We start from the raw sequence: 14,459 nt of genomic DNA on the forward strand, positions 1-14,459 counted from the left end.
CCTGGATGATCGCGGGGTAAAAAATTATGGACATAATTTTTTGCTCATATTATGGTCGAAATATAAATTAATCCAGCCCCCGGATATTCCCCATGGCAAACGCCCCGGCGCCCTCGCGTCGCTTGTTGTTTTTACTGGTTGCCCTGACGGCGCTGGGTGAAGTCTCGACGCAATTGATCATCCCGGGCCTGGGCGCCATTGAGCAGGCGCTGGCGGCGCCGCAAGGTTCGGCACTGATAGCGCTGTCGGCATTTGTTGCTGCGTTTGGCCTGGGTCAACTCGTGTTCGGACCGCTGTCGGACCGTATCGGCCGCCGCCCGGTATTGCTCGCCGGCCTGACGCTGTACGTGCTGGCGACGCTGTCGATGCTGCTGGTCACTGACATTCAGCAATTTATCGCCGCCCGCGTGCTGCAAGGCCTGGGCGCGTGCGCCGCGCTGGTGCTGGCGCGCACGGTGGTGCGTGATGTATGGAAAGCCGAGGCGGGCCCGGCCCTGGCGCTGACCATGATCGGCATGCTCTATGCCATTGTGGTGGCGCCGATGGCGGGCGGCTTGCTGATCAAACTGTTCGGCTGGCACGCGCCGATCATGCTCGCCCTGGTCATCGGCAGCGTGGTGCTGCTGCTGGCGATGCTGTTCTTTCGCGAGAGCAACCCTTACCTCGACCCCAAGGCCGCGCACTGGCGCACCCTTGGCGGGCAGTACCTGGACTTGCTCAAGAGCCGCCCTTATCGCGCCTACGCGGTGGCTCTGGCCTGCACCTACGGCGCCATGTTTGCGGTGATTGCCGGTTCGTCGGCGGTGTTTATCAACCTGCTGGGCCTGAGCAGCCTGGAGTACGGCCTCAACTTCGGCCTGATCGTGTCGATGCTGATCGTCGGTTCGACCTATACCCGGCGAAATATCCTGCGCCTCGGGCCGCAGCGGATTGTGACCATGGGCGTGACGCTGGTGGCCGCAGGCGGGGTGTTGGCACTGCTGATTTATGCGCTGTTCGGGCTCTCCGTGGTGGGCCTGGACATTCCCATAGCCCTGGCCACGCTCGGCGGCGGGCTGGTATTGCCCGGCGCGGTCACGGGCGGGGTGATGCCCAACGCCCATCGTGCGGGACTGGCGGCCGGGTTGATGGGGTTCGCGCAGATGTTCGGCGCCACCTGCAGCGGCGTGCTGTTGAGCCAGCTACGCGATGGCAGCGCCACGCCGATGATCGTCATCCAGGCCGCCTTTGCCGTCACGGCTTTTGTCGCCTTCCACCTGTTGCGTCAACGCGCGCCAAAAGCACTGTCCTGCACATAGGACGATCAAGGCCGCTTTTGCCGGCTAGTGCTCAGCGGCCTGGAGACTTATGGTGTCTGCACTTTGGAGGTACACCATGAAAAAACTGATCGGTCTCTACACCAGCCCCCGCGCCCATTGGGTCGGCGACGGCTTTCCGGTGCGCACGCTGTTTTCCTACGACACCATGGGCAAACACATCAGTCCATTCCTGTTGCTGGACCACGCCGGCCCGGCCGATTTCACCCCGACTGAACAGCGTCGTGGCGTCGGACAGCATCCGCATCGCGGCTTTGAAACGGTGACCATCGTCTATGACGGCGAAGTCGAGCACCGCGACTCCACCGGCGCCGGCGGCAAAATCGGCCCGGGCGATGTGCAATGGATGACGGCGGCCAAGGGCATTCTCCATGAAGAATTTCACTCTGAGGCTTTCGCCCGCGAAGGCGGGGCGCTGGAGATGGTGCAACTGTGGGTCAACCTGCCGGCCAAGGACAAAATGGCCGACGCCGGCTACCAGACCATTGTTGATGGCGACATCCCGGTGTTGCCGCTGGCGGGCGACGCGGGGCACCTGCGCCTGATCGCCGGTGAGTTCGCCGGTACCCAGGGGCCTGCCCGTACCTTCACGCCAATTGACGTGTGGGACCTGCGCCTCAATCCCGGCAGGGCGGTTACGCTGGACCTGCACGCCGGGCGTAACACCGCGCTGGTGATCCTGAGCGGAACCGTGCAAGTCAATGGCGATGAAGTCGCGCGCCAGGGGCAGTTGGCGTTGTTCGAGCGTGACGGCGACCGTATCACCCTGGAGTCCAACGACGACGCCAAGGTGCTGCTGCTCAGCGGCGAGCCGATTGACGAACCCATCGTCGGCCATGGCCCGTTCGTGATGAACACCGAGCAGGAGATCCACCAGGCGTTTGCCGATTTCCAATCGGGTAAGTTCGGGCGGATGCAAGCCTGAAGGCCTGAAGCCTGGTGCAGGCCCTGCGGGAGGGGGCTTGCCCTGAATGCCAGTCTGTTAAGCGTACACCGCCTTCTGTAGGAGCGAGGGGGCGCCTAGCTCTTGCTCGCGAAAAACGTCAACGATAACGCGTGTTTTCTGAATGAACGCTGTGCCTGTGAGTTTTTCGCGAGCAAGCTCGCTCCTACACAACGCAGCCGCGCCCACCCGTAACCACGATGCGCAGCGAGTCGCTTTTGATCTTGATCTTGATCTGCTTTTGATCTCAGGCGCCCCGTTAAACCACGCTGGCCGAACGCAGGCTTGAATCCGTGGGTAACCCGGCAGGACGCCGGGTTAGCCGCACTGGGCCATGGATGGCCCATTGCGGCGGCCCACGGATTCAAGCCGGAGAGAGGGCACACCGAGCCCAAGCGAGGTGCCGAGTGGTGGGGCAAGAGCGTTTTGCTTACTTTTGCGCTTTTCAAAAGTGAGCCGCTGTAAAAGCGGAACCCTAAGTGGCCGTGACCGCAGAAACGGATATGTACTCGTTCCAATCCAACATCCCGGTCGGCCCTGAGGCCGCCATCGGGGGCAAGCCCCCTCCCACATTGGACCGACGCGTGTCAGTTAAATAGCTGTCGGCTGGCAGCAAGCCCCCTCCCACATTTTGCCCTGCGCTATACCCGCCAATCCCATTTCATGCGATCTTCTCGGCATTCGCCCTGGAGTCGCCTGGATGCCCTCATTTATCGCTGATCACCCGATGCTGTGCGCCCTGGCGCTGATCCTGATCGACATCGCCGTATGGCGCCTCATCACCCCCACGCTGGCCAACTGGAAACTCGCCGCGCGGCTGGTGATCTTCGCGGTGTTCAGCGCAGTGCTGTTCAACGATGGCATGAACCCCATGCAGGCGGCGCCCTATGTCGACGACACCGCCCGGCACCTGGCGGCCACGGCCTTGCAGATCGGCTGGTGGCTGTTCGCCGCACGCACCCTCACGGTCCTGCTCGGCGCGGTGATGATGCAACGAGTCGGCCACACCGGACGCTTGTTGCAGGACCTGATGGGCGCGGTGATTTTCCTCATCGCGATCATCGCCGCCATGGCCTACGTGCTCGACCTGCCGGTCAAAGGCGTGCTCGCCACCTCCGGCGCCGTGGCGATCATCGTCGGCCTGGCGCTGCAAAGCACCCTGAGCGACGTGTTTTCCGGGATCGTGCTCAACACCACCAAGCCTTACCAGATCGACGACTGGATCTCCATCGACGGCACCGAAGGCCGCGTCACCGACATCGACTGGCGCGCCACACGCCTGCAGACCTCCCAAGGCAGCCTGGCGGTGATCCCCAACTCCCTGGCGGCCAAGGCCAAGATCATCAATTTCTCGCGCCCGGCGGACATGTTCGGCCTGGCGGTCAGCCTGCAAGTCAGCCCCCATGCGCGCCCGCAAACCGTGATCGAGGCCCTGGAGCGGGCGATGCAGGGCTGCCGCGCGCTGTTGGCAAAGCCGGCGCCCAGCGTGGCGTTCAAGGCCTCGGCCAGTGGCGGCGTGGAATATGAAATCAGTGGCTTCGTGCCGGCCATGGGCCTCAAGCGCGAAGTGCGCAACCAGCTTTACGACCTGGCCTTCCGGCATTTGCAGGCGGCGGGCGTCGGGCTATTGTCCGCCACCGAAGGCAGCACGCCGGCCACGGTCTCCGGCGCGCGGGCACTGCTTGAGCGGTCGTCGATTTTCTCCACGTTGCGCCAGGAAGAAAAAGACACCTTCAGCCAGAACATGACCCTGCACACCTACCGCGCCGGCGACATGATCCTGCCGGCGGGAGAGGTCAGCGATCACCTGTTCATCATCGAATCCGGCGTAATCTCGGTGATGCTGGTCAAGGGCGGCCACCAATTCGAGGCCGGTCGCATGGGCCCGGGTGAGGTGATTGGCGAATCGGGCATCCTGACCGATCAGGCCACACTGGCGGATTTCACCGCCAAGACCTACTGCACGCTGTATCGCATCGAAAACGAATACCTCAAGCCTTGCCTGGACGTGCGCCATGACATCGGCGAAGCCATGAAGGCGCTGCTGGACTTCCGTGTGCACGCCGCCCAGGCGCTGACCGAAGACGCGCCGGTGGTGCCGGTGAAGAAAGGTTTCCTGCAGTGGTTGAGGAGCCGTGGCCTGTAGATTGGTCACCTGTTCTTCGTCCGGATTGGCTATTTCTCCAGAGCGCCCAGGTGACTAACCTGCGCACCAACCCCAACGTTCTGGAGCTGCGCCATGCAAACCCGTACCGATTTCTACACCGCCTCCCCAGACGCCATGAAGGCCATGCTGGCCCTGGAAGCTGCGATCGGCAAACTGTCCATCGAACTGCCGCTGCTGGAACTGGTGCGCCTGCGCGTCTCCCAAATCAACGGCTGCGCCTTCTGCCTCGACATGCACACCGCTGACGCACGCAAGGGTGGTGAGACCGAGCGTCGCCTGTACACCCTGTCGGCCTGGCGTGAAACGCCGTTCTTTACCCCACGTGAACGCGCCGCCCTGGCCTGGGCCGAAAGCCTGACCCTGCTCAGCCAGACCCACGCCCCCGATGAAGACTTCAACGCACTGGCGGCCGAGTTCAGCGCGCAGGAACAGGTCGACTTGAGTGTGGCGATTGCCACCATCAACAGCTGGAACCGCCTGGCGGTGGGTTTTCGCAAGATGCCCAAGTAATCAGAAATTCACTGATGCACTCACGCGCGCCGTCAACGGTGCGCCCTGGAACAGGTAGTCATCGCCCATGTACTCGCCCGCGTCGCGCCAGTAGCGCTTGTCGAACAGGTTGTCGACGCTCAGGCGAAACACCGTTTCATAGCCATCGACTTTGGTGGTGTAGCGGCTGCCGATATTGACCACTGCATAATCGCCCACCTCTACATTGCCGGTGCGGTTGGCGTATTTTTTGGCGCTGTATTGCACACCGCCAAGCACCGCCAGGCCATTGACCCAGGGCAGCGCATAGTCGGCGTACACACTGGCGCGCAGTTTGGGCACGTTGATCGCCTGGTGGTCTTCATAGTCCGGTGTGCCGCTGCCGCTCACCCGTGCTCGAATGGCTGCCACGCTGGTGGCGATCTGCAGGCGGTCGGTGACCCAGCCATTGGCGGACAGCTCCAGGCCGGTGTTCTTCTGCTGGCCTTGCTGCACGTAGGTGAAGCCGGCAGCTTCGGGCTTGGCGTACTGATAAGCCTGGCGTGTCTGGAACACCGCGGCGGCGAAGCTGATACGGCGCCAGTCGTATTTCACTCCGGCTTCGAGCTGGCGCGATACCGTCGGCGCCAGTGTTTCGTCGGCGTTTTCAGCGAACCAGGGTGCGGTGCCGCCCAGGGACAGACCCTTGCTGTAGGTGGTGTACAGCGAAACGTTTTGCACTGGCTTGTAGATCAAAGAGGCCTGGGGCAGGAACACGTACTCTTGGGTGTGGCGTGTCGGGTTGCCGGTGGCGCCGTCGAAGGCTTTTTCATCCAGGCGCACTTCGCGGCCACCGAGGATGGTCTGCCATTGCTCGTTGAAGCGGATGCGGTCGGTGACGAACAGCCCGTACTGGCGGCTGTCGAGGTTGCGGTGACGGTCGTTCAACGGCTTGTCGGCTGGGGTAAAACTCGGCACCTGTTCGTCGATATTGGCGGTGCCAATCATCTCGTTGACCGACGTGCGCTTGTCAATCACCCGGCGAAAGGCGCTGGTGCCGAAGGTCAGTTCATGGCCGATACCGGCGGTGTCGAACAGGCCGGTCATGGCCGCCTGGATTTCATCGTCGCGACGCGTATCGTCGGGGCTGCGGTAGTCGTAGACGTCGTAATTGCCTTCGGGGCTGAAGTAGTTCGGCACGCTTGCCGAACTGCAGCTGGTCGAGCCATAGCAGCCCCAGGCAAACGAGCTGTAATCGTCAATCACCACCTTGCTGCGCGCCGCGCTGATGTTGCCTTTCCACAGATCGCTGAAACGGTATTCGAATTTGCCGTTGAGGTTCAGCGAATCAATGCCTACCTGCTTGCCTCCGGTCTGATGCCCCAGCAGTTTTTTCGGTGAAGCGTCGTGAGGCACTTCAGTGCCGCCCAGCAATTGATAACCCGGCACCGAGCGCTGCTGTTTGTTCTGGTATTCGGCATCCAGTTGCAGCACGGCGTCGGGGCTGATGTTCCAGTCAAAGGCCATGGACACAAAGTCGCGCTGGCCGTTGGCGTGTTCCACGTATGAGTTGAGGTCCTCATGGGCGACGTTGGCGCGCAGGCCGAATTGCTGCTCGCTGCCGAACCAGCCGCCCACATCGGTGGCGATATAACCGCTGCCGCGATCGTCGCTGGATACCGTCACCGAACGCACGTCCTCGGGGCGCTTGGTCACGTAGTTGATCACGCCGCTGGGTTCGGAAATGCCGCTTTGCAACCCGGCCAGGCCCTTGAGCACTTCGACCTGCTGCTTGTTTTCCAGGGCGACATTCTGCTCGCCGGTAATGGTGCGCCCATTGATCTTGTAGCTGCTCGCCGCGTTCAGCGAAAACCCGCGCACCACGAAGTTTTCGTAGTAGCCGATGGGCGCGTAGCTGTCGCCCACCGAGGCGTCGTTGCGCAGCACCTCGCTGAGCAGGCGGGCTTGCTGGTCCTTGATCAGTGCGGCGTTGATCACGCTGATGGAGGCCGGTGTATCGAGCAAGGGCGCGTCATCGAAGCCACCCACCGAGGCGGTTTCACTGCGATAACCGGACTCATCCTGGCCCTGGACCTTCACCGCCGGCAGTTCGATCTGCGCTGCCAGGCTGTTGCCGATGCCACCACTGAGCAAAAGGCCGAGGGCGAAACGTGAAGTGACGACGGGGCGAAAACGCAAAACCATGGGCAGGTGCCTTAGAGCGCGGGGCGAGGGGCGCCTAAGCTAGGCATAAGTGCGAGCTTTTACAAGCCTTCGAGCAGGGCTTGCGCGTTGAGACAACCCGTCTCAGGCTCACCACCAATTCCACCGCGACTCGACAGCTCGGCACGGGCTTGCGATAGACAACCCTTCCCTCATCGTTTCAGGAGATTGTCATGGGTATCGCAGGTAAAGTCGCGTTGGTCACCGGCGCCGGGCAGGGCATAGGCCGGGCCATTGCCTTGCGTCTGGCGCGGGACGGCGCCGATCTGGCGCTGGTGGATATCGACGGCGCCAAGCTCAACGCGGTGGCCGCCGAAATCGCCGCGGCCGGCCGCAAGGCCTCTGTGTTCATCGCAGATGTGTCCAGGCGCGAACACATGGTGGCGGCGGTCGAGCATGCGCACCAGACGCTGGGCGGTTTCGACATCATCGTCAATAACGCCGGCGTGGCGCAGATCGACTCATTGCTTGAGGTCAGCGAGGAAGAGGTCGAGCGCACCCTTGATATCAACGTCAAGGGCGTATTGTGGGGCATCCAGGCGGCCGCCAAAAAGTTCAAGGCGCTCAAGCAGAAGGGCAAAATCATCAATGCCTGTTCCATCGCCGGGCATGAAGGCTTTGCGCTGTTGGGGGTGTACTCGGCCAGCAAGTTCGCCGTGCGTGCCCTGACCCAGGCGGCGGCCAAGGAGCTGGCAAGCGCCGGGATCACGGTAAACGCCTATTGCCCCGGCGTGGTGGGCACCGATATGTGGGTCGAGATCGACAAACGCATGGCTCGGATTACCGGGGCGCCGGTGGGCGCGACGTACAAGCAGTATGTGGAGGGTATTGCCTTGGGCCGTGCGCAAACGCCGGAGGATGTGGCCGGGTTCGTGGCCTTTTTGGCAGGGCCGGACGCGGACTATATGACCGGGCAGGCGCCGTTGATCGACGGCGGCCTGGTCTACCGCTGACAGCGTGGGTCGACTTGCTCGGATGGGAGTCGACCCCTTGCATCAGCTGGTTTTGCCGGGCATATCGATACCCAGCCGGTTCACGCGGCGGTACAGCGTTGCCCTTGAAATACCCAGGGCCTGTGCCGCAGGCGAGGGCTTCCAGCGATGTCGAATCAATGCATCCAGAACCATTTGGCGTTCCGGACTGGCGCTTTGTTCGGCCAGCGCTTGAGGCTGCTCACCCCGAATCTCCAACGGCAAATCCGCCACCTGCAGCGTATCGTCTTCGCAGACCGCACAGGCGTAAGCCAGCACATGCCGCAGTTGCCGCACATTGCCCGGCCACGCATAGCCCAGCAGCAATTGCAGCGCGGCCTGGCCAATACCCAACGACACGCCACTGCTGCGTGCCTCTTGTTCCAACAGGCGATTGATCAGGGCCAGCTTATCGGTACGTTCACGCAATGGCGGCAAGCAGAAGCGCGCGCAACCGAGGCGAAAGTACAGGTCTTCACGGAAGCGGCCGGCGCTGACCAGTGACGCCAGGTCGCGGTGGCTGGCGCAAATCACTTGAATGTCCACCGTGCGGGTTTTCGCCGCGCCCAGCGGAGCGACTTCGCCTTCGGCCAGCACGCGCAGCAAACGCGTTTGCAGCGCCAGCGGCATATCGCCGATCTCGTCGAGAAACAACGTGCCGCCATCGGCCTGTAGCAACAATCCGCTCATGCCTTTGCTGGAAGCCCCGGTAAAGGCGCCGGGCACATAGCCGAACAACTCGCTTTCAATCAGGCTTTCCGGAATCGCCGCGCAGTTCAGCGCCACGAAGGGCCCATCACGACGCACGCTGCGCTCATGCAACTGGCGGGCGAACACTTCCTTGCCTGCACCGGTTTCCCCTTGCACCAGCACGGGCAGATGGCGGTCCTTGACCCGCACGGCCAGGCGCAGGTGCTCTTGCATACGAGCGTCAACCTGGCTGTTGGATGAAACGTGCGCGGGTGTGCGCCTTGGCGCATTGACTCGCACGTGCAACACCTCAGGTTTGCCCTGCCAGCGCAATTGCCGGGTTGATTGGTCCGTGGCCGCACGCAAGGCATCGAGCTCGAACACCTCGCCGATATGCTCGGGCATCGCGCCGAAGCGCAGGCGCAGGGCCTGGCGCGCCTTGCTGTTCAAGGCCTGCAGGCGTCCATCCTGGTCCCAGGCCAGCAGCAGGTCTGGCTGGCTATCGACAAAACCTGGCGTGCTGTGCGCCTGCAACACCCAGTGCCGGCGGGCGCAGTGCATGAAGAATGCGTTTTCGATGGCCAGAGCGCTCTGGGCCACCATTTCGCGTATCAGGTGCTGGCTGCGGCGGTCGTCCGGAGATTTGAGCGCCGAGGCATCCATCACCCCCAGCAGTTGCCCCTGAGGATCGAAAATCGGCGCAGCGGAACAGGTAAGGCCGATAAACGCTGCACGGAAATGATCGCCCTTGTGTACCGTCACCGCCATTTTGCTGGTCAGCACCGTGGCCACGCCGCACGTACCTTCCTCGGCTTCCGACCAACAGGTGCCCAGGTACAGGCCGGCCTTGCGGCAGCCGGTGCGAATGGCTGCATCCACGCGGTGATCGATGGTGTGGCCCTGGGCGTCGGTCAGCATCACGCAGTAGTCGGCGTGACGCACTCGATGATGCAGTTGCCCGACTTCTTCACTGGCGATGCGCATGAACAGTTCGGCGCGCTCGCGGCATTCCTTGAGCAAGGGTTCGCTGAGGATGCGCGGTCCCTGCAGCGAACCGGGGTCCAGGTGATGCAGCTCCATGGAGCGGCGCCATGAATCGAAAATCAGCGACGGCACCGGCGCCTGGGGCAGGCGCTCGGCGTTGCGGACCACACGACTGACACAGTCGACATGTTCCCTGGAGTTCGCGGCGAACATAAGGCCTCCGGTTCTCGAGCTTTGTTGTTATGTGCGCCATTAAGCGCGCATGTGCGCCAGGGAACAAGGGCACCCTGACCGACGCCTGCCGGTGAGACGCAACGTCTCATGTCGCTTGAGATTCAGGGGGCTGGCTGCATGATTGCGTCTCACATTGTGCCTGCAGGCTGCCTGGTCACGGGCGCGCGGCACTGCTCTGGATCAAGGCTTTGCCAGGTTTTTTCGACGGTTGGCACAGGCTGTGCTGAACAGCCTGTCACTGGCCGCAGCCAGTCTTTGTGTGTCGAGACAACCTGGAGAACAACAAGATGTCCACCCACCTGTGCACCGATCAATTGCTGCATGCCTATACCGTGATGCGCACCATCCGCGACTTCGAAGAGCGTCTGCACGTGGAGTTCGCCACTGGCGAAATTCCCGGTTTCGTTCACTTGTACGCAGGCCAGGAAGCCTGTGCCGCCGGGGTCATGGCGCACCTCAACGACGATGATTGCATCGCGTCCAACCACCGTGGCCACGGCCATTGCATCGCCAAGGGTGTCGATGTGTTCGGCATGATGGCGGAGATCTATGGCAAAAAAACCGGCGTATGCGGCGGCAAGGGCGGCTCCATGCACATCGCCGATCAGGAGAAGGGCATGCTCGGTGCCAACGGCATTGTCGGTGCTGGCGCGCCCTTGGCTGCCGGCGCGGCGCTGGCCGCCAAGCTCAAGGGTAGCCAAGGCGTGGCCGTGGCTTTTTTTGGCGATGGTGGCTCCAACGAAGGGGCGGTATTCGAAGCGATGAACCTTGCGTCGATCATGAAACTGCCGTGTCTGTTTGTCGCTGAAAACAATGGTTACGCCGAAGCCACCGGCGCCGGCTGGTCGGTAGCATGCCAAGACATAGCCGAGCGCGCCGCGGGGTTTGGCATGCCGGGCGTGATCGTTGACGGCAATGATTTTTTCGCCGTGCATGCAGCATTGGGCGTCGCCGTGGAGCGGGCGCGCCAAGGCGACGGGCCGACGCTGGTCGAGGTCAAGTTGAGCCGTTTCTACGGCCACTTCGAGGGTGATGCGCAAACCTATCGCGGCGCCGACGAAGTGAAAAACCTGCGCGAAAACGCTGATTGCCTGGCCTTGTTCCGTCAGCGCTGCAACGCCGAAGGCTGGCTCGATGCAGCACAGTTCGAGCGCATCGATGGTGAAGTGGCACAACTGATCGAAGACGCGGTACGCCTGGCCAAAACCGATCCCAAGCCTCAGCCCGCCGACCTGCTCAGTGACGTCTATGTGGCTTACCGCTGATCATCAACCCTATAAAAACAAGACGTGGAGAGAATCTCATGGCTCGTAAAATCAGCTATCAGCAGGCGATCAATGAAGCCTTGGCCCAGGAGATGGGCCGTGACCAGAGCGTATTTATCATCGGTCAGGATGTGGCCGGTGGCACCGGCTCCCCCGGTGAGCAAGACGCATGGGGCGGCGTGCTCGGCGTGACCAAGGGCTTGCACCCGCAATTTCCCGGGCGCGTGCTGGACGCGCCGTTGTCCGAAGTCGGCTACGTCGGTATGGCCGTAGGCGCCGCCACCCGAGGCATGCGCCCGGTCTGTGAATTGATGTTCGTCGACTTCATCGGCTGCTGCCTGGACCAATTGCTCAACCAGGCTGCCAAATTCCGCTATATGTTCGGTGGTAAAACCACCACACCGCTGGTGATCCGTGCGATGTACGGCGCCGGCTTGCGCGCGGCTGCCCAGCATTCGCAAATGCTCACCTCTATGTGGACGCATATCCCCGGCCTGAAAGTGGTATGCCCGGCCACGCCCTATGACGCCAAGGGCATGTTGATCCAGGCGATCCGCGACAATGACCCGGTGATTTTCCTTGAGCACAAAATGCTCTACGGCTTGCAGGGCGATGTGCCGCAAGAGCTGTACACGGTGCCATTCGGCGAAGCCAGTTTTGTGCGTGAGGGCAAAGATGTAACGCTGGTCACCTACGGGCGCATGCTGCATATCGCTCTTGAGGCCGCGACCAACCTGGCGCGCCAGGGTATCGACTGCGAAGTGCTGGACTTGCGCACCACCAGCCCGCTGGATGAAGACAGCATTCTAGAAAGTGTCGAGAAAACCGGGCGCCTGGTAGTGATCGACGAATCCAACCCACGCTGTTCTGTCGCTACCGACATCAGTGCCTTGGTGGCCCAGCAGGGATTCGCTTTTCTGCGCGCCCCCATCGAAATGGTCACCGCCCCGCACACACCCGTGCCGTTTTCCGATGCGCTGGAAGACCTGTACATCCCCAACGCCGCGAAGATCGAAGCCGCCGTGTTGAAAATCGCCGACAAGAGGACCGCCGCATGATTCATACCTTGACCATGCCCAAGTGGGGGCTGTCGATGACCGAAGGCCGCATCGACGTCTGGCTCAAACAACCCGGCGACCGGGTGGAGAAGGGCGAGGAAGTGCTGGACGTGGAAACCGACAAGATTTCCAGCAGTGTGGAGGCACCCTTCAGCGGCGTGTTGCGTCGGGTGCTGGCGCTGAGTGATGAGACCCTGCCGGTGGGGGCTCTACTGGGGATAGTGGTGGAGGGCGCGGCGACAGAGGCTGAGATCGATACCGTGATCGAAAGCTTCAACGCCGGGTTCGTCTCCAGCGCCGCCGAAGCCGAAGAGGCCGGCCCGAGCGCACAGAAAGTCGAGGTGGGCGGGAATCTGTTGCGTTATCTGGATATGGGCGAGGGCGGTACGCCGCTGGTGTTAGTGCACGGTTTCGGTGGTGATCTGAACAACTGGCTGTTCAATCAACCGGCCCTGTCCGCCGAGCGCCGGGTGATTGCCCTGGACCTGCCGGGGCACGGGGAGTCGGGCAAGTCCCTGCAGAACGCCGATGCCACAGAACTGGGCGAGGCCTTACTGGCGCTGCTTGATCACCTGGCGCTCGACCGCGTGCATCTGGCCGGACACTCCATGGGAGGGCTGGTGTGTCTTACGGTTGCGAGCCAGGCGCCGGCACGCGTCGCGTCGCTTACGCTGATCGCCAGCGCGGGGTTGGGCGCGACGATCAATGGCGACTATCTGCAAGGCTTTGTCGAGGCCAATAGCCGTAATGCGCTCAAACCGCAACTGACACAATTATTCAGCGACCCGGCGCTGGTAACGCGCCAGATGCTGGAGGACATGCTCAAGTTCAAGCGTCTGGAAGGGGTCGAACAGGCTTTGCGCGAGCTCAATCAGAGGCTGTTCGACGGTGGGCGGCAGCGGCTGGATTTGCGCAGCGTGGTGGGCCGCCAGCCGAGCCTGGTGATCTGGGGCAGCGAAGATGCGATTATCCCGGCAGGCCACGCCGAAGGGGTGCAGGCCCAGGTGCATGTCCTTGCGAATCAGGGGCATATGGTGCAACTGGAAGCGGCGGAGCAGGTTAACCGGTTGATCTCGGCCTTTCTGAAGTCCCAGCCCTGACGGAAACCTGAATGCGGGAGGGGGCTTGCTCCCGATAGCGGTGTGTCAGTCAGCTCATCTATAGCTGATATACCGCAATCGGGGGCAAGCCCCCTCCCACATTTGAGCTGCCACATTAGCGCTGTGGAGCATCCGTTAGATAGCCTCAGGCTCAGTCAGCACCTTGCGAAACGTCTCCACCAACGGCCGCAAGTTGATCCGGTGCCATGCCGCCCACAGCGGTGTGGTGTAGCTCAGCCACGGCAGTTCGCGCAGCACCACGCCGGGCGGTGCGTTACGGCTAAGGCCTTTTTGCACCATCGCCACGCCCAGTCCGGAGGCTACCAGGCCCAGTGCGGTGAAGGGCTCGCCGGCTTCCATGGGGATCTGCGGGGTGAAACCTGCGCGGATGCACGCCGCCACGAAATCATCCGCCGGGTTGGCGCCGGGTTTGCGTTGCACGCCGATCCATTGCTGGTCGGCCAGGTGCTCGGGCAGCAACTCACGCTGGCGTGTCAACGGGTGATGTTCCGGCAAGGCCAGCAGCATCGGGTCATCGAGCACCTGCCGGGCGGTCAGGTCCGGATCGTCGGCCGCGGGCGGCTCGCCGACCAGAGCAATGTCCAGACTGCGCTGGCGCAGGCCTTCGAGCTGTTCGAGGGAGGGCAGGTTATACAATTTGATATGCACGGCAGGCCGGTCATCGCGCAGCACGCGCAAGGCGTTGGGCAGTACACCGGCGTGCATGGCGTTCTCGATATAGCCGATGCACAAGCCGCCTTCTTCACCCCGGCCCAAGCGCTTGCCCAGGGACTCCAGGCGGTTGGCATGGGTCAGCAGCGCCCTGGTTTCAGCCAGGAAGGTGTGGCCATCGCGGGTCAGGCGGATACGTTGCTGGCTGCGCTCGAACAACGTCAGGCCCAGGCGTTCTTCGAGCTGGGCGATCTGCCGGCTCAAGGGCGACTGGGAGATGTGCAGGCGCTCGGCGGCGCGGCCGACGTGTTCCTCTTCGGCGACCACTTCGAAGTAGCGCAGTTGGCGTAGATCAATCATTTCAGACC

General features: G+C 62.5%; 11 protein-coding genes. 8 read left to right on the plus strand and 3 right to left on the minus strand.

Annotation, left to right across the window (positions count from 1 at the left end):
• The first annotated feature begins 92 nt into the window (after positions 1 to 92).
• From MRY17_RS10480 to MRY17_RS10495, 4 genes are all read left to right on the plus strand, one after another.
• Positions 93 to 1,298 carry a multidrug effflux MFS transporter gene (locus MRY17_RS10480; protein WP_243353711.1) on the plus strand — a complete coding sequence of 402 codons (1,206 nt, stop codon included), beginning with the start codon at positions 93 to 95 and terminating at the stop codon, positions 1,296 to 1,298.
• A 76-nt stretch (positions 1,299 to 1,374) separates the two neighbouring features.
• Positions 1,375 to 2,241, plus strand: coding sequence for a pirin family protein (locus MRY17_RS10485; protein ID WP_243353712.1), 867 nt, complete (start codon positions 1,375 to 1,377; stop codon positions 2,239 to 2,241).
• Positions 2,242 to 2,959: 718 nt separating this feature from the next.
• Positions 2,960 to 4,405, plus strand: coding sequence for a mechanosensitive ion channel family protein (locus tag MRY17_RS10490; RefSeq protein ID WP_243353713.1), 1,446 nt, complete (start codon positions 2,960 to 2,962; stop codon positions 4,403 to 4,405).
• Positions 4,406 to 4,498: 93 nt separating this feature from the next.
• Positions 4,499 to 4,936: a carboxymuconolactone decarboxylase family protein gene (locus MRY17_RS10495; protein ID WP_181282294.1), complete on the plus strand. Its 438-nt coding sequence runs from the start codon at positions 4,499 to 4,501 to the stop codon at positions 4,934 to 4,936.
• Here the strand turns inward: MRY17_RS10495 and MRY17_RS10500 are convergent, their stop codons facing one another.
• Complete coding sequence (locus MRY17_RS10500; protein ID WP_181282293.1) at positions 4,937 to 7,099, minus strand: TonB-dependent siderophore receptor; 2,163 nt, start codon at positions 7,097 to 7,099, stop codon at positions 4,937 to 4,939. It lies immediately after the preceding gene.
• Between the two features lie 191 nt (positions 7,100 to 7,290).
• Here MRY17_RS10500 and MRY17_RS10505 point away from each other — a divergent pair, with 191 nt between their 5' ends.
• Entirely contained in the window at positions 7,291 to 8,070 is a 780-nt protein-coding gene (locus MRY17_RS10505; RefSeq protein WP_191951820.1) for an acetoin reductase, read from the plus strand.
• Between the two features lie 42 nt (positions 8,071 to 8,112).
• Here the strand turns inward: MRY17_RS10505 and MRY17_RS10510 are convergent, their stop codons facing one another.
• Positions 8,113 to 9,975 (minus strand): sigma-54-dependent Fis family transcriptional regulator, encoded by a 1,863-nt coding sequence (locus tag MRY17_RS10510; protein ID WP_243353714.1) that lies wholly within the window; start codon positions 9,973 to 9,975, stop codon positions 8,113 to 8,115.
• Between the two features lie 308 nt (positions 9,976 to 10,283).
• Here MRY17_RS10510 and MRY17_RS10515 point away from each other — a divergent pair, with 308 nt between their 5' ends.
• From MRY17_RS10515 to MRY17_RS10525, 3 genes are read left to right on the plus strand one after another with little or no spacing between them, the layout of a single operon-like run.
• Entirely contained in the window at positions 10,284 to 11,261 is a 978-nt protein-coding gene (locus tag MRY17_RS10515; RefSeq protein ID WP_181282290.1) for a thiamine pyrophosphate-dependent dehydrogenase E1 component subunit alpha, read from the plus strand.
• Between the two features lie 38 nt (positions 11,262 to 11,299).
• Positions 11,300 to 12,319 (plus strand): alpha-ketoacid dehydrogenase subunit beta, encoded by a 1,020-nt coding sequence (locus MRY17_RS10520; protein ID WP_243353715.1) that lies wholly within the window; start codon positions 11,300 to 11,302, stop codon positions 12,317 to 12,319.
• Entirely contained in the window at positions 12,316 to 13,419 is a 1,104-nt protein-coding gene (locus MRY17_RS10525; RefSeq protein WP_181282288.1) for an acetoin dehydrogenase dihydrolipoyllysine-residue acetyltransferase subunit, read from the plus strand. The genes MRY17_RS10520 and MRY17_RS10525 overlap by 4 nt, the downstream gene beginning before the upstream one ends.
• A 135-nt stretch (positions 13,420 to 13,554) precedes the next feature.
• On the opposite strand, the gene MRY17_RS10530 is transcribed toward MRY17_RS10525, so the two are convergent.
• Positions 13,555 to 14,451: a LysR substrate-binding domain-containing protein gene (locus tag MRY17_RS10530; RefSeq protein WP_181282287.1), complete on the minus strand. Its 897-nt coding sequence runs from the start codon at positions 14,449 to 14,451 to the stop codon at positions 13,555 to 13,557.
• Between the last annotated feature and the right edge of the window lie 8 nt (positions 14,452 to 14,459).

It is taken from the genome of Pseudomonas orientalis (genome assembly GCF_022807995.1).
Taxonomy (GTDB): domain Bacteria; phylum Pseudomonadota; class Gammaproteobacteria; order Pseudomonadales; family Pseudomonadaceae; genus Aquipseudomonas; species Aquipseudomonas orientalis_B.

Excerpts from the sequence above, each read along its gene's own strand:
- MRY17_RS10490 (WP_243353713.1), top strand. The coding sequence starts at position 2,960 with ATGCCCTCATTTATCGCTGATCACCCGATGCTGTGCGCCCTGGCGCTG.
- MRY17_RS10530 (WP_181282287.1), bottom strand. The coding sequence starts at position 14,451 with ATGATTGATCTACGCCAACTGCGCTACTTCGAAGTGGTCGCCGAAGAG.
- MRY17_RS10520 (WP_243353715.1), top strand. The coding sequence starts at position 11,300 with ATGGCTCGTAAAATCAGCTATCAGCAGGCGATCAATGAAGCCTTGGCC.
- MRY17_RS10505 (WP_191951820.1), top strand. The coding sequence starts at position 7,291 with ATGGGTATCGCAGGTAAAGTCGCGTTGGTCACCGGCGCCGGGCAGGGC.
- MRY17_RS10500 (WP_181282293.1), bottom strand. The coding sequence starts at position 7,099 with ATGGTTTTGCGTTTTCGCCCCGTCGTCACTTCACGTTTCGCCCTCGGC.
- MRY17_RS10495 (WP_181282294.1), top strand. The coding sequence starts at position 4,499 with ATGCAAACCCGTACCGATTTCTACACCGCCTCCCCAGACGCCATGAAG.
- MRY17_RS10510 (WP_243353714.1), bottom strand. The coding sequence starts at position 9,975 with ATGTTCGCCGCGAACTCCAGGGAACATGTCGACTGTGTCAGTCGTGTG.
- MRY17_RS10485 (WP_243353712.1), top strand. The coding sequence starts at position 1,375 with ATGAAAAAACTGATCGGTCTCTACACCAGCCCCCGCGCCCATTGGGTC.
- MRY17_RS10515 (WP_181282290.1), top strand. The coding sequence starts at position 10,284 with ATGTCCACCCACCTGTGCACCGATCAATTGCTGCATGCCTATACCGTG.
- MRY17_RS10525 (WP_181282288.1), top strand. The coding sequence starts at position 12,316 with ATGATTCATACCTTGACCATGCCCAAGTGGGGGCTGTCGATGACCGAA.
- MRY17_RS10480 (WP_243353711.1), top strand. The coding sequence starts at position 93 with ATGGCAAACGCCCCGGCGCCCTCGCGTCGCTTGTTGTTTTTACTGGTT.